The sequence below is a fragment of the Lederbergia graminis genome, assembly GCF_042655485.1.
In the GTDB taxonomy this organism is placed as follows: domain Bacteria; phylum Bacillota; class Bacilli; order Bacillales; family Bacillaceae_C; genus Lederbergia; species Lederbergia graminis.
This window is the reverse complement of the sequence record NZ_JBHSMC010000011.1, coordinates 87,946-105,504: the sequence shown is the minus strand read 5'-3', so window position 1 is coordinate 105,504 and position 17,559 is coordinate 87,946. Positions and strand designations below refer to the sequence as shown.

Annotated in this window: 20 protein-coding genes; 18 read left to right on the top strand and 2 right to left on the bottom strand. The window is 37.1% G+C overall.

Annotated elements, in window-relative coordinates:
- The first annotated feature begins 9 nt into the window (after positions 1-9).
- The 13 genes from sipW to ACFPM4_RS08460 all read left to right on the top strand — a co-directional run bounded on the left by sipW (position 10) and on the right by ACFPM4_RS08460 (position 10,709).
- On the top strand, positions 10-603 hold the full coding sequence (gene sipW, locus ACFPM4_RS08520) for a signal peptidase I SipW (protein WP_382350154.1): 594 nt from the start codon (positions 10-12) through the stop codon (positions 601-603).
- Positions 604-656: 53 nt separating this feature from the next.
- Positions 657-1,280 (top strand): LPXTG cell wall anchor domain-containing protein, encoded by a 624-nt coding sequence (locus ACFPM4_RS08515; RefSeq protein ID WP_382350151.1) that lies wholly within the window; start codon positions 657-659, stop codon positions 1,278-1,280.
- Between the two features lie 85 nt (positions 1,281-1,365).
- The gene (locus ACFPM4_RS08510) at positions 1,366-1,671 is read left to right on the top strand and encodes a DUF5658 family protein (protein ID WP_382350148.1); all 306 of its coding nucleotides are present in this window, start codon (positions 1,366-1,368) and stop codon (positions 1,669-1,671) included.
- 16 nt (positions 1,672-1,687) lie between these two features.
- Positions 1,688-2,341, top strand: coding sequence for a TVP38/TMEM64 family protein (locus ACFPM4_RS08505; protein ID WP_382350145.1), 654 nt, complete (start codon positions 1,688-1,690; stop codon positions 2,339-2,341).
- 118 nt (positions 2,342-2,459) lie between these two features.
- The gene (locus ACFPM4_RS08500; RefSeq protein ID WP_382350142.1) at positions 2,460-3,167 is read left to right on the top strand and encodes a hypothetical protein; all 708 of its coding nucleotides are present in this window, start codon (positions 2,460-2,462) and stop codon (positions 3,165-3,167) included.
- Positions 3,168-3,249: 82 nt separating this feature from the next.
- The gene (locus ACFPM4_RS08495) at positions 3,250-3,810 is read left to right on the top strand and encodes a 3-dehydroquinate synthase II domain-containing protein (protein ID WP_382350139.1); all 561 of its coding nucleotides are present in this window, start codon (positions 3,250-3,252) and stop codon (positions 3,808-3,810) included.
- A gap of 147 nt (positions 3,811-3,957) precedes the next feature.
- On the top strand, positions 3,958-4,995 hold the full coding sequence (locus ACFPM4_RS08490; protein ID WP_382350136.1) for a sensor histidine kinase: 1,038 nt from the start codon (positions 3,958-3,960) through the stop codon (positions 4,993-4,995).
- Positions 4,988-5,620, top strand: coding sequence for a response regulator (locus ACFPM4_RS08485; protein WP_144928675.1), 633 nt, complete (start codon positions 4,988-4,990; stop codon positions 5,618-5,620). Before ACFPM4_RS08490 ends, ACFPM4_RS08485 begins: the two co-directional genes overlap by 8 nt.
- Before the next feature lie 49 nt (positions 5,621-5,669).
- On the top strand, positions 5,670-6,107 hold the full coding sequence (locus ACFPM4_RS08480) for a PH domain-containing protein (protein ID WP_382350132.1): 438 nt from the start codon (positions 5,670-5,672) through the stop codon (positions 6,105-6,107).
- A 230-nt stretch (positions 6,108-6,337) separates the two neighbouring features.
- Entirely contained in the window at positions 6,338-7,270 is a 933-nt protein-coding gene (locus ACFPM4_RS08475; protein ID WP_382350129.1) for an ABC transporter ATP-binding protein, read from the top strand.
- 15 nt (positions 7,271-7,285) lie between these two features.
- Entirely contained in the window at positions 7,286-8,536 is a 1,251-nt protein-coding gene (locus ACFPM4_RS08470; protein ID WP_382350126.1) for an ABC transporter permease, read from the top strand.
- Positions 8,536-9,636 (top strand): ABC transporter permease, encoded by a 1,101-nt coding sequence (locus tag ACFPM4_RS08465; protein WP_382350123.1) that lies wholly within the window; start codon positions 8,536-8,538, stop codon positions 9,634-9,636. The genes ACFPM4_RS08470 and ACFPM4_RS08465 overlap by 1 nt, the downstream gene beginning before the upstream one ends.
- 155 nt (positions 9,637-9,791) lie before the next feature.
- Complete coding sequence (locus ACFPM4_RS08460) at positions 9,792-10,709, top strand: LysR family transcriptional regulator (RefSeq protein WP_144928685.1); 918 nt, start codon at positions 9,792-9,794, stop codon at positions 10,707-10,709.
- A gap of 599 nt (positions 10,710-11,308) precedes the next feature.
- On the opposite strand, the gene ACFPM4_RS08455 is transcribed toward ACFPM4_RS08460, so the two are convergent.
- Both ACFPM4_RS08455 and ACFPM4_RS08450 read right to left on the bottom strand, forming a co-directional pair.
- The gene (locus tag ACFPM4_RS08455; protein ID WP_382350118.1) at positions 11,309-11,998 is read right to left on the bottom strand and encodes a zinc ribbon domain-containing protein; all 690 of its coding nucleotides are present in this window, start codon (positions 11,996-11,998) and stop codon (positions 11,309-11,311) included.
- Between the two features lie 84 nt (positions 11,999-12,082).
- Positions 12,083-12,586, bottom strand: a complete 504-nt coding sequence (locus tag ACFPM4_RS08450; protein ID WP_382350404.1) for a DUF6241 domain-containing protein — start codon at positions 12,584-12,586, stop codon at positions 12,083-12,085.
- A 137-nt stretch (positions 12,587-12,723) separates the two neighbouring features.
- Between ACFPM4_RS08450 and ACFPM4_RS08445 the strand changes: the two genes are divergently transcribed.
- The 5 genes from ACFPM4_RS08445 to ACFPM4_RS08425 all read left to right on the top strand — a co-directional run bounded on the left by ACFPM4_RS08445 (position 12,724) and on the right by ACFPM4_RS08425 (position 17,556).
- A complete protein-coding gene (locus ACFPM4_RS08445; RefSeq protein WP_382350115.1) occupies positions 12,724-13,443 on the top strand; it encodes a glycerophosphodiester phosphodiesterase in 720 nt (239 codons plus the stop codon).
- Positions 13,444-13,540: 97 nt separating this feature from the next.
- Positions 13,541-14,650 carry a Gfo/Idh/MocA family protein gene (locus ACFPM4_RS08440; protein ID WP_382350112.1) on the top strand — a complete coding sequence of 370 codons (1,110 nt, stop codon included), beginning with the start codon at positions 13,541-13,543 and terminating at the stop codon, positions 14,648-14,650.
- Between the two features lie 257 nt (positions 14,651-14,907).
- Entirely contained in the window at positions 14,908-15,657 is a 750-nt protein-coding gene (locus tag ACFPM4_RS08435; protein WP_382350109.1) for a sugar phosphate isomerase/epimerase family protein, read from the top strand.
- 1 nt (position 15,658) lies between these two features.
- Entirely contained in the window at positions 15,659-16,714 is a 1,056-nt protein-coding gene (locus ACFPM4_RS08430; protein WP_382350106.1) for an oxidoreductase, read from the top strand.
- 17 nt (positions 16,715-16,731) lie between these two features.
- On the top strand, positions 16,732-17,556 hold the full coding sequence (locus tag ACFPM4_RS08425; protein WP_382350103.1) for a sugar phosphate isomerase/epimerase family protein: 825 nt from the start codon (positions 16,732-16,734) through the stop codon (positions 17,554-17,556).
- Positions 17,557-17,559 lie beyond the last annotated feature (3 nt).

Sequence of the window (17,559 nt, the reverse complement as noted above, 5' to 3'; positions counted from 1 at the left end):
GTGAATATAATGAAATCAAAAACATTAAAAGTTGTTAAGAAGTGGTCTAGTAGAGTAATTACCACATTATTAACTATAACCCTCATTTTTATGATTTTTGTAGTAATTTCATCCAAAGCATCTGGAGGAGAACCATCCATATTTGGCTTCGAATTGAAAACGGTATTATCTGGATCGATGGAACCTGGAATTAAAACTGGGTCAATAATAGCAGTAAAACCAGGTGGTGACATGAATCGCTTTAAAGAAAATGACATTATTACATTTTTGAAAGAAAAAGATATGTTAGTTACCCATAGAGTTGTTGAAGTTATTAAGAATAATAATCAAGTAATGTATCGCACTAAAGGGGATAATAATGGTGCACCTGATAGTGAACTTGTTTTATCAGATAATGTCGTTGCTGAATACAAAGGATTTACCATTCCATTTGTAGGATACCTAATTAATTTTGCACAATCAAAGAATGGAAATCTATTTTTATTAATCTTACCAGGATTACTTTTATTAGCATACTCTGCATTTACTATATGGAGAGCACTTTCTGAGCTTGAAAAAGGTACTAAGATTGTTCCAAATGTGGATGAAACAACTCCCCAATAACATCATAGATTTTCTTCTCTATGATGTTACTAAAATGGGAAGGGAGGATCTAGATGTTTGATAGGAGATTATTGATAAAATCTATTTATATGTTCATTGCTGTATTACTGTTAATGATTTCATTAGGAAATATACAAATATATGCCGAAAACAAGGTTAATGAAATTGATATAATGACAACTCCAGAAAAATTACTATTCAATATTAATAATTTGAAACCAGGTGATTGGGCTAAAAGAACAGTAATTATCACGAATAGTGGAAAAGAAGATTATAAGTATATCACTTCTGCAAAATTAAAAAATGGTTCAGAAAAACTATATAATGAATTACTTCTTATTATTACTGATAGTGATGGCGAGATATTTAATAATAAGCTGGGGGAATTTAAGAAACTAGATCCTAGAATTTTGATAAGTGGCCAAGAAGAAGAACTTATCTTTACAATTAAATTTCCTTCTGAGTTAGGTAATGATTTTCAAGGTCTTAGTAGTGAAGTGGAATTTAAGTATTATGTTGAAGGGACTTTAGGGGGAACATTACCAGTTGACGGTCCCAAATTACCTGAAACTGGGACAAATGCATACAATATTTTACTCACTGGAACTATTCTTTTAGTTGTTGGAGGAGTATTATTATTAATCAATAGGTTGCGAAAAATGAGAAGAATAGGTTAAAAAACCTTGAAATTTCGCCAATGAAATTTTAAGGTTTTTCTTATTATTAGTTGTTCTTTATAATGAAATATGGTGGTGACTACCCATGAAACTCCTTTTCCCATACATAGCACTCCTCAACCTAGTGGACGGTATCCTTACGTTCATAGGTTTGCAGTTACATTTCATTGATGAAAGTAATCCTCTTATGCAATTTCTTTATTCATCCGATCCGTACCTATTTTTAGCTGTGAAGTTGGCTTTGTCTTTTTTGTTAGTTAGTTTTGTCGTGTTAAAGAAAATGCCAACTTCGAGCTTAGTAAAACGTTTATCGATTTTTGCTTGTTTCGGGTATACTTTAGTTATGTGTATCCATTGTTATTGGATTGTTGATTCGGTTACCATTTTGTAGGAGATAGGTGATACATATGCTAAAGAAAATACTAAGTCTTCTAATCATTTTATCTATTATTCTCGTAGGAATTTTTCAAAAAGATACGTTTCTTCAAGTAGTGGAACAAGGCGGATTCCTATCAATCCTTGTCAGTATGGTATTAGTCATGATTTGCGTGTTCTTTCCCATCGTACCTTTTCAACTTTTGGCCGGATTAATCGGCGCTGTATTTGGCATGGCACAAGGAGTAATCATCACATTATCTGGAACGATCATTGGGACATGCTTGATGTTTATTTTAATTCGTTATAGCTTTCGAGAATCCGCTCAAGCAAAGCTAGAAAAATATCCAAAAGTAAAGGAGTATGAAGCATTCTTCGAAAAGAATTCCTTCACCGCTGTTTTACTGACAAGACTAATTCCAATCATTCCATCGCCTGTAGTAAATATAATATGTGGTCTAAGTAACATAAGACTGATTACATTTATTACCGCTTCTGCGATTGGGAAACTACCAAACATCATCGTTCTTACCGTAGCTGGAGCCAACTTTTCAAACAACAAATGGCTCTCTTTCGGGATTTATGGAATATATCTAATCATCATCCTACTTCTTAATTACAAATGGATATCGAAGAAATGGGAGAAAGAAACGGTGGACAATGCCTCCAACACCACCACATCATGAATAAAATCTCACGAGAGCTGAAGAGCTCTTTTTTTATTTGACTTACACATAGACATACGTCTTTTGGCATAGTTTTTATAAGTTAGTACTTTATTCTTATAAAAACGGGAGGTCCAACATGAGGAGAATGAATGACATATCTCGTCGCCAACGCATTGCTGGAGGGAGTGCGATTGTTTCTGCTATATTGCTTGTTATCATTATGATTGTTACACAAAGCTTTGCGATGAAAAATATCGCAGGGGAAGATGTATATGAAATAACGGTACATTCACTAGCTACTTATCCAGTACTTAATTGGATTTTAATATTAGCTGGTGTTTTTGCTATTATTCTATTATTTTCATTAGTGGAAGCGGTTGATGAACGATTACGAGCCAAGAAACAAAAATTGACTACAAATATGGCGAGGTTTGGCTATATCCATTTATTCACGTATGCCCTTTACATGTTGCTGCCAGTTGCTGTCCTCCATGACTTAGCAAATGGAGATAAAGTAATTTCAGAAGCACTTGAAGTAATTCGTACTGTGATGGAACTAGGATTAGTATTGTCTGCACTTTCCGGATTCTTTCTAAGTTTATGGCTGATCCAGTTGGGCTATTATACGCTGAAAACAAAAGCGTTTTCGAAACCTTTAGGATATTTTACTATCGTCATAAGCATAATTGTTCTTTTTTCCTCTGGCTATGAGTCGCTTTATGGAAGAGGAACAGGACTTGGCATTATTGCTAGTATTCTAACGTTCTTGGGGGCATTTGTAATTTGGAAGGTTTGGATTGGAGTAGAATTGTTGCGAAAAAATAAAATGGAAAGTGAAACGTAAACGAGCGGCATATTAGATATGATAAAATAGTTACAATGAATGTGCAGGCATAATATGTCTGCATTTTTTGAGGAGGATCGTTATGAATGAGAATGTAAACACGGGAACTGTTTATCTAGAAGTAATCAGCATAACTGAAATCGGTGAAGGGATGCGCGCTTGTATTGACTTTGTCGATGTACTACAACCGGAGGATGGGTTGTATGTAGGAAATACGGGACATGGTTACATAAAAGTTTTATCAGAAAATCGAGCATCAGACGGCTATCCACCGCGACCATTCCGAATAAATTGCGGTGCGTTTCATCAATACGTTATTCAGAAAGATAAAACATACTATCTCCATGAAATAAAACCAGGAGAGACTCTATACATATCAGATGCGAAGGCAGAAAGATCGATTCCAGTAGGACGTGTGAAAATTGAAAAACGGCCACTGTTGCGAATTGAATGTAAGCATGGAGAAACCGGCCAAATTATCTCGGCCACTTTGCAAAAATCAACGAGTGTGCATGTGCTGGAGGAAACAAAAGGAGAAGTATGTATCCTCGACATAAAAGCTGGAGATAAAATCAACTGTATATTGGACGCGCCGGGACGTCATTTAGGTGAACAAATTACAGAGGAAATTATCGAGTATTAAGGAATATCGGGGTCAGCCCCGAATAAGCAAGGAGGTGTTTCCGTGCGTTCATACTGGCTTTGGCTCTTTTTACAGGCATGCGCTTGGCTTTTTTCCTTCTATTATATAGGAGAAAGTTTAAGGAATATGCCATTTCAGCTGCTCGGCGTGGCAGTATATTTTATTTTATTTTTTCTCATTCCATTAGTAATGAAGAGACCTGGAATTCTTTTCGTCATGTTAGCCATGAATATTATGATTGCAACGCTAACCTTATATCCAGGTGAACAAGGAATATTTCACCCAGGATTAGTACTCATCCTATCATTGATCCTTGCAGAAGGATTTTTTCGATTATCGTTCAAGCGCAGTCTTTTACTTGCTGGAATTGGCACAGCTGCACTTTCGATTGCGGTACTTCCGTCCAATGTCGAACATAACGAACAATTATTACTCGCATTGTATTTCGTCATGTTACTAATTGCACTTATCTTTTATAAAAACACGAAAGACCGTACAGATGATGTGGAAACTCGTTATGAAGCACTCCTAGCTGAATATCGAAATTTAAAAAGGAGAATTGTTTCAGAAGAAGAGATGACGAGGCAAGAAGAACGGGTACTAATTGCACATGAAATTCATGATTCTGTTGGTCATAAGTTAACAGCACTCCTGATGCAACTGGAAGGATTTCGCTTACAAGCACCAGATGAATATAAGGAAAAAGTTCAATCATTAAAGGAGCTAGCTAGTTCTAGCTTAGAAGAGACGAGGAGAGCGGTAAAATCATTAAAGGCAAACGATATTGGTGGTTTACCAGGAATTTTACGCTTAATCCGCAAGTTAGAAATGGAAAGCTATATTCGCATCCATTTTTCCGTGAAGCATGGAGCATTCACAGCGCCGCTTACAGGTGAACAGTCATTTGTTATTTATCGCTCGGTACAAGAAGGGCTCACAAACATTATGAAACATAGTAATGCACGGGAAGCGGAGATAATGTTTGAAGCACCAGGTGGAAGTATTTTTCGCTTTGAAATCAGTAATCCTGTCACAGATGATGATACATATCAAGAAGGCTTCGGCCTTACATCGATGCGAGAACGCTTGGAAAAATTCGGTGGGAATTTGCAAGTATATAAAACAACAGAGCTTTTCATTCTCAAAGGCGATTTAAAAATTGGCTATGGAGGAAACAATGATTAGAATTTTACTAGCAGAAGACCAAGTAATGGTTCGGCAAGGCTTAAAGATGATGATTGAATCAGATAAGGAAATGAAAGTAACAGGTGAAGCGAATGATGGGAAAGAAGCAATCGCTCTTTGTGAGAAGCAATTATTCGATATCGTCATTCTCGATATTCGCATGCCTAATATGGATGGCATTGAGGCTGCAAAGATCATTAAAACCCGCTGGCCACAAACGAAGACTTTAATATTAACGACATTTGATGATGAGAAATATGTACTGGAAACATTAAAAATTGGGGTAAATGGCTATATTCTCAAAACAGGTGATACAGAATCGTTACTGCGATCCATCCGCAGTGCCTTAGCTGGTGGCCTATCACTGGAAGACCAAGTTGCTGCAAAAGTGGTACCTAAACTATTACAACGTGGAGAAGAGAAACAACCGGATCCTTCTTTAACACCACGTGAACGTGAAATATTAAAATGCATAGGGGAAGGCCTCAGTAATGCGGAAATTGCAGAACGAATTTCTATCTCTGTAGGAACAGTGAAAAATAATACAAGTCAAATATTAGCGAAGCTGGATTTACGTGATCGAACCCAATTAGCTATTTATGCAATTAATCATAATCTTGTGTGAATCTTTTCCTGTGTATTATCGTAAGGAATGATGGAAAGGAGTGAGGACATTGTATTATCCTTCAAAAAGAGATGTATGGATGACGTTAGTCCTTTGGGCTGCCTTCTTTTTAATGACGATACCACCCGTTTTTTTTCCTAAGTTAGGAGTGTGGATGGTCCCAGACTTCCTCGATAAGCAATGGATTAGAGTAGTCATTTTATTCACTTTGGCTTGTTTTATCATTTCGTTTTGGTTCAAAACGGGTTATACAATTGAAGAAGGGAATCTGAAAATCCAATACGGCCCTTTTAAAAAGAACATCCCAATTCATGAAATTAAGAATATAAGGGAAACGAAAAATCCGTTTGCAGATCCAGCGTTATCGATGGACAAACTAGAAATAAACTATGCCAAATACGATACAATTGCCATTTCTCCAAAAAACAAATCCGAGTTCATCGAGCAATTACTACAACAAAACCCAAATATCAAAATAAAACAATAGTGTTAGTATTTGTTTCAAAATAAATCCATTATTTGAGAAGATACTACTTCCTACGTTGATTGGAGCTTCTGCAGCGAAAATCATATAAAATCCACATTTTTAACAATTAAAATGATAAAAGTAATGGTTTTTTGAAAACAGTGTTACTGGAGACAGTGGTGACACTGTTTCTTTTTTTGTACAGTTAAGTAGAAATAACCAGTATACGTCAATAAGGGAGTGGAAGATACATGCTGGAAACAGTAAAACTTAGCAAAACATTTAAAGATAAAAAAGCTGTCGATGAAATTGATTTATATTTACAAGAAGGCGAATCGGTTGGCTTACTAGGACCAAATGGCGCAGGTAAGTCTACCACTATATCCATGATATCCTCCTTACTGAAGCCTACTTCAGGGGATGTTCGTTTAAATGGAAAAAGCACTATTAAAGACCCATCTGAACTTAGAAAAGTTCTAGGAGTTGTTCCTCAAGAAATCGCGTTATATGAAGAACTATCTGCTTTAGAAAATCTAAAGTTTTTCGGGAAGATTTATCAAGTGAAAAAAGATGTACTAGACAATCGCATTCAAGAAGTGCTCGAAATGGTTGGATTAAAAGACCGTCAAAAAGAATTGGTGAAGACCTTTTCAGGTGGGATGAAAAGAAGGGTGAATATTGCAGCAGCCTTATTACATCAACCGAAAATTATTATCTTGGATGAACCAACCGTCGGAATCGATCCGCAATCGAGAAACCATATATTAGAGACAGTGAAAAAATTAAATGAAGAAAATGGCACAACTGTTCTGTACACAAGTCATTATATGGAAGAGGTAGAACAGCTATGTAATCGCGTCTACATTATGGATCATGGAAAAGTAGTTGCTTCAGGAAGTAAATCAGAATTACTAAGCATTTTATCGAGTGAAGATACGATACAGGTACAGTTAAGTAAGCAAAGTAATGAACTAATGAAGTCTATAAAAGGGATCGAATATGTTCGTCAAGTCGAAGAAACAAATGATGGCTTAAGAATTATTTGTAAAAAAGGCAGTAATATTTTAAGTGACCTCGTACATGCTACGGAAATTTTAGGCATTCAAATATCCCACTATCAAGTGGAAGTGCCGAGTCTAGAGGACGTATTCTTACATTTAACAGGAAAGACTTTACGGGATTAGAAGGAGGTAATAGAAATGGGACCATTTTTCCAAAAAGACTTATTAGTATTTTGGCGCGATCGCAAAGAAATCCTGATTGCTCTATTACTTCCTATCGTCATCATCTTTGTTTTAAATATAGCATTTTCAGGTCTTTTTAAAAAAGATTCCAGCATGGAGACGATACATGTAGGAATTGTTCATGAGGAAAATGCAGAAATCGGTATGCAGCAATTCACTAACCATGTGCAAGAGTTAGATATACCTGTGTCAGAGAAAGAAGCAATTTTAACACAAGCAGAAAATATACAGCCTATCTCACTAGTAGAACAGTTACTAAATGGGCCAGAGCTACAGGAATGGGTAGATACGAAGCAGTTAAGTGAAGCAGAAGCGAAGGAGTTAGTAGAGGCAGGAGAATTAGATGCGATTATTAAAATTCCATCTGGATTTACGAATTCTGTTCTTTCTTCGATTTTACTTGGAAAAGAGCCAGCTGTTCCTTTAGCAATATTAGCGGAGAAAGAATCAGCCGCTCTTTCCGCCTTAGAAGAAATAGTGTCTATTTATATGGATTCTCTCAACATGGAGTTTGCCTTAGGTGGAGTGGAAGTGGCAGAAGTGAACATGCCCCAAGGTGGAGTCGAAACGGTCGAAGGCAAGGAGACATATAACATATCGCAATATTTCACAATAGCAATTAGTACTTTATTTGCATTATTCATTGCCCAAACGGTTGCAATAAAAACAAGTACGGAAAAAAGAGAACGTGTTTTTAACCGAATCATACTAACGGATCGAAATCCAATCCATTACTTACTGGGAAAAACAACTGCCACTTTTATTTTGAGCTGGTTGCAAGTAATGATTACCATCACCCTAAGTCAATTAATATTAGATGTATTTCCAGATAAATCGCTGGAATTTTGGGTCGGATTAATTTTAGCTAATACCATCTTTGCATTAGCAATTGCTGGTTTATCCGCTGTATTCACTGGTATCACGTTGAATTTAGAGGATGCGAATGCAGCTAGTGGGATATTCACTTTAATTACGATGGGATTCGGTGTTTTAGGTGGAAGTTTCTTTCCTCTCCAAGCTCTTCCAGAATTCATGCAAAAAATTGGAGAGTGGACACCAAATGGGTTAACACAAACATTATTAGTTCAATGGATTCAATATAGTAATCTACAAGATATCATCATGCCATTATTCTTCCTAGCACTATTCTTTGTTATTTGTATGATGATTGCATTCTTTATCTTTCCGAGAAGGGGGAGAGCATAATGTATCCTGTTTTATTGGCGCAATGGATGAAAGATAAAAGGAAACCATATCTCATTCTCCTGTTTATCTTCTTAAGCATTTTAGCAACGATTATTTTTGGTAATGTTGATCAGTATGAACAAAAATTAGTACCAATCTTTAGTTCGGAAACGAATGCAAGTGAAATCGAAGAAAAATGGAATCAGTTACTAAATGATAACAGTGAAATTGAGTTTGTAATCATGAAGGAAGAGGAAGCACGTGATCAAGTTTCTACGGGAAAAAGTGATGTAGCAGTTCGCTTAATGGAGGACGATTACCGTCTTATCGTCGCATCTGATTTTCCAACGATTCACTTAGTGGAACAAGAAGTGAAGAAAGTTTTTACGAAGGAAGCGAGAATTAGTGCGGCTGCCAATACACGTGTTATTGCTGAAGTAAGAAAAGAAGTAAATGATGTGTTAGAAAATCCACCGATTCAAGTAGATACTTTATCATTGAGTGGGGACGAGTTACCTTCCTATAATATGGGCATGCAACTGTTATTTGGTTTCACCTTGTTTATTGCGATGTTTACGATTGGCTTTAAAGTGAATGGAGTTAATGCCGATAAGGTAAATGGTATTTGGAATCGCATGATACTCTCCCCAGTGAGTAAAACAAATATGTATGTCGGGCACCTTTTGTATAGCTATTGCATTGGGCTGTTTCAAATGGTAACGGTGTTTCTGATTTTCCGATATATCATGAAGTATGACATCGGAAACTTGTCAATGATTCTAGTTATTGCTGCAGTATATACGTTGAGTATGGTGAGTGTGGCGATGTTAATTGCAGGGATAGCAAAAACACCGGAGAAATTTAATATGATCTTTCCATCAATCATCCCAATTATTCCTATTATCAGTGGTGTCTATATGCCACCAGGTACGATAGATAACGCAGTCCTTAACTTCATCGCAAAAATATTCCCCTTGTCCCATGGAGTAGAAGCAATGATGGATGTAGCTATATACAACGCTGGCTGGAATGATATTACGTTCTCACTTATCTTCATGCTCCTCATAGCCGTTGTATGCATGGGGATAGGAATTAACCTAGTAGAACGACAAAAAGGATAGAAGTAACATATAGAGATAGTGTGGGGCTGACCTCACACTATTTTTTATACAATAGTTGCAGAGTCTACTAATTTTAACGATACTTATAATAAGGCGAACGAGTCATGTCGAAGCCTATAACAGGATAGGAATACGGAAAGGAATAGGGATTCCATATGACTTTGCAACAATTAAAATACGTGATTGAAGTAGCTAGAAGTCGTTCGATTAGTCAAGCCGCACAAAGCTTGTTTATAAGTCAACCAAGTCTCTCGAATGCTTTGAAAGAGTTAGAAAAAGAACTGGGAATTACGATTTTTTTACGGACGAATAAGGGAATCATCATTACAGCAGAAGGGGCGGAGTTCTTAGGCTATGCTCGCCAAGTAGTGGAACAAGCAGAGCTTCTAGAAAATCGCTATGCCAATACTGCTGCACCACAACAGCATTTCGCTGTATCCACTCAGCACTATGCGTTTGCTGTAAGTGCCTTCGTGCGTTTATTAGAAGAGTATGACCGTGATGAATATGAGTTTGCGCTCCGAGAAACGAAAACATATGAAATCATCGATGATGTGCAAAACTTGCGGAGTGAAATCGGTATTTTATATGTAAATGAGTTTAATCAAAAAGTAATTCATAAATTTCTGAGGGAAGGAAATTTAGAATTTTATCCTTTATTTGATGCCAAGCCCCATGTTTTTATTAGTTCGAAAAATCCATTGGCAAAGCAAGATTACGTTACATTAGAAGACTTACATCCTTATCCATATCTTTCTTTTGAACAAGGAGAATATAATTCTTTTTATTTCTCAGAAGAGATACTTAGTACGCTCTCTCGCCCAAAAAATATTCGCGTGACCGATCGTGCGACGATCTTTAATTTATTAATTGGCTTAAATGGCTATACGATATCGACAGGGGTTATTAGTCATGAATTAAATGATGAAGACATTGTTGCGGTTCCATTGCAGGTCGACGAAACCATTACGGTAGGATACATTCTCCATAAAAACGTAACAACAAGCCCATTAGCTAATATTTATATACAATATTTAAAAGAAACGATTGAAGAAGAGCGAGGGGAGCTATAGATAAAAACGACGGATGATAAATGAAGTTGTCAATTTCTTTAAAATAAAAGAGATCAGGGATACCACTACGGAAATACACTGCGCTTTTCATAATTGAAAAAATTTCTGTGAAAAATAGATAAATTTATATAGTTGATTTCCGCTCTAGGCGGACGCTTTCCGCGGGGGAGCGGTGAGCCGCTCGGTCGCTTAAGCTCCCTGCAGGAGTCTCCGTGTATTTCCTCCGCTGGTAATGATTTTTCCTATTGAAAATCACTAAAAAAAGCTCCCATTTGTATTCAAAACTTTTTTCTTTCTTTTAATGCAGTAAGTCAAAGTGCACAAAGGATTTTTCATCTATTTCTTTTTAATAAAGGCTCTGTTAAAGTTCATTGTTGTTAACAACTTAGTTGATTGTAGCGGATGTACACGAGACTCCTGCGGGAACAGCACGAGCCGAAGATCCACTTGGCAAAGCGGTTTTCTTTGCCAAGTTAGCTGAGGCCGTGCCCGCGGAAAGCGAGTGTACAGGAGCGAAAATCAACAACAGAGTTTAATAGAGCTTTAATAAAAAAAACCGAACTATAAATAATAGTTCGGCTCGTTTCTTTGAAAAATGGTTACTCATACGTATTTAACCGTAGTTTCATATACTTTTCTCTAATTGTATCTTCGTATCGTTCTGCTACGAAGATGGAGTCTTCTAGGTAGTCTTCGGCTCTGTTTTCATATTCCTCGTAAAGTTCATAGTCGTTTTCATCACCGGACTCTGCGTAGGAACGAATGTGTACTGCCATATTTTTATAGGCGTGTAACATTCTTTGCAGGTTTTCTTGCTCAAACTGTAAATGTTCTGGGGCTTTTACTTTTTTCAACCGTTTTGTATTCGCCTCAAAATCCTTTATAAGTTTTTCTGCAGGTGTTACTAACTTTTTATATTCAGGTGTCCATTCTGGATCTAAGCTTAACGGAACATCAGAATATTTAATAGCCTGACGAAATTTATCCTGCGCAATTTGATTTAGCACGATTATTTCAATCGATAAATCGGTAAATTCTTTTTCGGTTAATTTTTTTGGTGTCACCACTTGATAGACAATGAATACAGCTAAGGCTAAAACGATCGCCATCCATATTTTATTATTTTTACGCGCTGTTTTTGGCTGGGTTGCTACCGAAGTTGTAACTTGTTGTGGTTGTTGCAATATCTCTGGAGTTATTTCCTCGTTCTTTTCAATTGCGAACCCACAATGACCACAAAAATTGCCACCCGGTTTTAAAGCATTCCCACATTTTATACAATACCCCATCTTCATCCCCCAAAAGTCACTTACTTTTATATAGTAAAATAATACTATATAAAAAAGATAGTAGCAATTTGAAAGATTGAGAAATTAGTTGGCAAAATCTACCTCAATTGTTTTGAAATGCTTGCGGATAAATGCTTTTTCTTCCTCGATTGTTAACAATCCTGTTGCTTTACCAATTGTCCCATTTTGAATTGTCCAAATGGCATTATGATCTTTGTCCGCTTGAGAGAAATCATGTCGTTCCCAGCGTTTTAGTATGGCCATATATGTTTCACTATGTTTATAATCATTTGCTTCCACGACTTCAATTAGTCGTTGCACACGTTCATCTGTTAAGGGAAGAAAGCCCCACTTTTCATCGGCTCTTATTTTTTGATGGGACATACGGTGAATCGCAGTTTGAACTCTATTCTCATGCATGTTGATCGGAAACTCTTCCTCAACAGTTTCTTCTCGTTCTTCTTCTTGTATTTGAAGCACAGTAGCTGTTTCAGAGTCTTTATCTGAAACAACCACTTGCTTCTCCATGATGGTGACTGTACTTTTGTTGTTTTGTAAATAAAAGAAAGTGATGAATGCAATAACCACAAACAAAATACAGAGTACAGTGACAAGAATGATAATCTTTCCACCTTTAATTGTAATCACCCCTTCATATTAAAGAATAGTATAGCAAAATTCTCGTAAACTGGTAATGTAGAATATAACGAAACTAAAGAAATTAGGTGAGTATTATTAGTCGATTATTTATTACTGCACATAGTGGCTGCATGAATACACGCCAGAACTCTCATGCATCCGTTCTTGCTGGCATTAGAGAAGGTGCAGATATGATGGAAGTAGATATCCGGGCGACGAAGGATGACCATGTTGTACTTTATCATGACGAAAGCATCATAACTTCTGACGGGAGTAAGCTCCTGCGTGAACTGCCATATGAAGCATTGAATGATGTAATTCTCCTTGAAAATGTATTGCCTTATATCAAAATGAATAATCGCACCATTAATTTAGATGTAAAGGAAGATAACGCGATTGCACCAATGATCCGCATTATCGAACATTTTGACATGCAAAATCAAGTACTGATCACTGGATGTGAAAAAGAGAGAGCAGCCTTTATAAAAGCACACTACCCTACATATAAAGTGCTTTTAAATGCCAGTTTCGCATTATTTGAAACGTGTGATTACTCCTCATACGTGCAACAAACAATCGCGGATGCTATTGATTCAAAAAGTGATGGGATTAATATTCACTATCAGCATTGCCGAGAAGAGCTGCTTGAAAGTGCCAAAGCAAATAGGTTACCAGTATATGTTTGGACTGTTGATCAGCCTACAGATATGGTTAAATTTATGCAGCTTGGTGTTCAATCGATTACAACAAATAACGTGAAAACACTCGTTCATTTAAGAAACGAATATACTCACATATCAAAATAAAAAAGAAAAAATAATTGAATTTAATTTTTAATATATTATAATTAACTCGAAACGTTTCGAAAAAACAGTCGAATCACATAGGGGGGTTCATCCAACAATGAGAAAAGTTAAGATTGGTTTTATTGGATGCGGTAACATTAGTCACATTTATTTAACGAGCTGTACACAAAAATTTGATATTTTGGATGTTGTGGCAGTTGCAGATATTTTTCCAGAAATGGCACAAAGAAGAGCAGAAGAATTTAATATCCCTAAAGTTTACACAGTAGAAGAGTTATTAGCAGACCCTGAAATTGAAATCGTTGTCAATTTAACGTCTCCTACTGTTCATACAGAGGTAAACTTGAAAATTCTAGAAGCGGGCAAGCATGTGTATACAGAAAAACCATTTGCAATGTCTCGCGAAGATGCAGATAAAGTTCTCAATCTAGCAAAAGAAAAAGGTTTATTAGTAGGAAGTGCTCCTGACACATTCCTAGGCGCTCAGCTACAAACAGCTAGAAAACTAATTGATGATGGCTGGATTGGTAAAGTATATGGTGCTGGTGGTATGTTCATCACAGGTACTGCTTGGGATGCATCACATCCTAATACACCAGCATTTCTAGACTTTGGTTGGGATCCATTATTTGACATGGCCCCATACTGGTTAACAGCAATGGTTCACTTAATGGGACCAGCAACAAGAGTATCAGGCTCTGTAGGAAATGCGAGAACAGAACTGGAAGTAGATAATATGAACTCCCCATTCTATGGAGAAACACTACCTGTAAAAGCACCAATGAATGTCACTGGAATCATTGATTTTGAAAGCGGTGCAATTGGACATATTTTTGCTTCTAAGGATAGTGGTGGTTACTTACCAAGAATGGAAGTGTACGGAACAGAAGGCGTTCTTCTCATTCCTGATCCGAACTTCTTTGAAGGAGTTGTCAAAGTACGATTCCCGAATGGGGAAGAGAAAGAATTCCCTTATTCACACGCACATGCGGAAAACACAAGAGGAATTGGGGTAGCTGATATGGCTACTGCTCTTCAAACTGGTAGAAAACATCGTGCAAGTGGGGAACTAGCTAGACACGTACTTGATATCTCAATTGGTATTTTGGAGTCATCTAAAGAAGGACGTCATTTTGATATCACAGCAAAATGTGAACAACCAGCAGCTCTACCAATTGGCTTGAAATTTAATCAATTAGATAAATAATAAAAGATTGCTCGTATCATCTACTGAAATAGATAATCTTGCTTAATATTAAGCCATTTTAAAAGAAATAGTTGATTTATTACCTCTAAGTTGATTGTAGCGGAAGGGGCGAGACTCCTGCGGGATGAGCGGGACAGGTGAGACCCCGCAGGAGCATTCGCGACGAGGAGGCTCACCGCCCGCCCCGCGGAAAGCGAAGCCCCTGAAGCGGAAATCAACGGTCTCATTAGAATATATTAATAAATGGAGTGAATAAAATGAAAAAATTCCCAGTAGGATTACAACCATACACATTACGAGAAGCAATGGAAAAAGATTACTTTGGTGCTATTGAAAAAGTTGCGGAAGTTGGCTATAAAGGTATTGAAGTTGGAATGCCACCAGCAGGTATTACAGTAGCACAATTGAAGGCAAAACTAGATGAATTAGGTCTTCAAGCACTAAGTGCACATGTTGGCTTAGATCAATTAAAAAATGATCTCGGAACAATCATTAACTTTTTAAAAGAAGTTGGTGCGAAATATGTTGTGCTATCACAAGGTTTTGAAACGAAAGAAGCAGTCCTGGAAGCAGTAGAGCTATACAATAAAGTTGGTAAAGAATTAAAAGAACATGGACTTGGATTTTTACACCATAACCATGATTGGGAATTCGTAAAATTTGATGGCAAATATGCATTAGATATGTTAATCGAAGAAACAGATCCTGATCTCGTTAAGTTTGAAATTGACACGTATTGGGTGAAAAAAGGTGGAGAAGATCCAGCTGAATATATGAAAAAATTGAATAACCGTTGCCCATTACTTCATATAAAAGATATGGAGCCTGGTGAGGAACAATTCTTTGCAGAAGTAGGGGAAGGAATCCTTAATTTTGAGGAGATTTTCAAAGTAGCTGAAGAAATTGGTACAGAATGGATCATTGTAGAGCAAGATCTTTGCCGTCGTGACGAGTTCGAATGTATTAAAACAAGCTATGAAAATTTAGAGAAAATGGGAGTGATTTAATTTGACAACCCAGCTTCAAGTAGGATTAATTGGGTATGGGTTTGCCGGAAGAACTTTTCATGCACCGGTGATAACATCGGTTCCAGGCATGAACCTTAAAACAGTAGTGGAAAGAAGAAGTGAATATTCAAAAGAACGTTATCCGTGGGTAAATGTTGTAAAATCGGTGGATGAACTATATGCTGACCCTGATATTGATGTCGTTGTTGTGACAACACCAAGCTCTGATCATGTCGAATTTGTGAGAGATGCGCTCAATGCAGGTAAGCATGTGGTAGTAGAAAAACCTTTTACTGCAACAGCTGCAGAAGCAGATGAATTAATTGAATTAGCAAAAGAAAAAAATAAAGTACTAAGTGTGTTTCACAACCGTAGATGGGATGGAGACTTCTTGACAATTAAGGAAATTTTACAAGAAGGCTTACTCGGAAATGTGATGGAATGTGAAATGCACTGGGATGGCTTTAGCCCAATTGTCGGTGATAATTGGCGCGATAAAGCAGGACCAGCAAATGGTGTCTTCTATGACTTAGGTGTTCATTTAATGGACCAAGCTCTCAGTTTGTTCGGTACACCGAAAACAATACTTGGCGATGTGCAAATTCAACGCGAGGGTGGACAATCTCATGATTATTTTGACGTTACCCTTGGCTATGAATCAAATTTAAAAGTAATCTTAAAATCTTCTAGATTTGTAAAATCACATGGACCACGTTACGTCATCCATGGAGATAAAGGATCCTTCATAAAATATGGCATTGATCCACAAGAAGTAGCATTAATTAACGGTGAGTCACCAGCAACAACTCATCATTGGGGACAAGAGCCACAAGAAATGTGGGGGAAACTACAGACAACTATTGGAAAACTAAATGTTGATAGTGTAGTAGAAACAATCCCAGGTGCTTACCAAGATTACTATCAAAATATATATGACCATATTAAAGGTAATGCAGAGCTAGAGGTTAAACCAGAAGAAGCTAGATTAAATATTCGCCTTATTGAACTTGCTCTCCAAAGCAGTAAGGAAGGACGAATATTAGAAGTAACACCATAACAGAATGGAGTGACAACGTGTTTCCATTTAAAGCAGCATTAAATACATCTACACTCTTTCCTTTTTCTTTAAATGTAATCGAACAAATTAAGATTGCAGCAGAAGCAGGATATGATGGAATTGAATTATGGATGCGTGATATCGAAGCTTTTATCGAAAATGGCGGTTCTGTACAAGAACTGAAAAATGCGCTACACGACGCTAAAGTGGAGTTAGTGAATGTCATTGCCTTCTTCAAATGGGCAGACGCAGATCTAAGCGTACGTGAAGAAGGATTCGCACAGGCAACGCGTGAAATGAAGCTATTAGCAGACATTGGTTGCCGCTATATTGCAGCTCCTCCGTTTGGAGACGTAGCTTCAGTAGAATTAGAGGACATGGCAGATAGTTTCCAGCAGCTTGTTTCATTAGGGGAAGAAATCGGTGTCGAGCCAGTTCTTGAATTTTGGGGCAAAGCATTAAAACTATCCACGCTTCCTGAAGCAATTCATGTTCTAAAAGAAAGTAAAGTAGAAAATGGTAAACTCTTACTTGATCCATTTCATATGCATGTTGGAGGTAGTGACTTTGCAACAATCCAACAATTAACCGGAGAACAAATCGGAGTATTCCATGTGAATGACTACCCACATGCTGAAAATATAGAAAGCCTAGTAGATGCGGACCGCGTATTTCCTGGTGAAGGTGTCTCACCAACAAAAGAAATCGCTCAAACACTTCACAACATCGGCTACAAAGGCTACCTATCACTAGAACTATTTATCGAAGACTTCGAAGGCAAGAGTGCATTAGAAGTTGCGACATATGGATTGAATGCAATGAAAAAAGCATATTCCATTTGACGA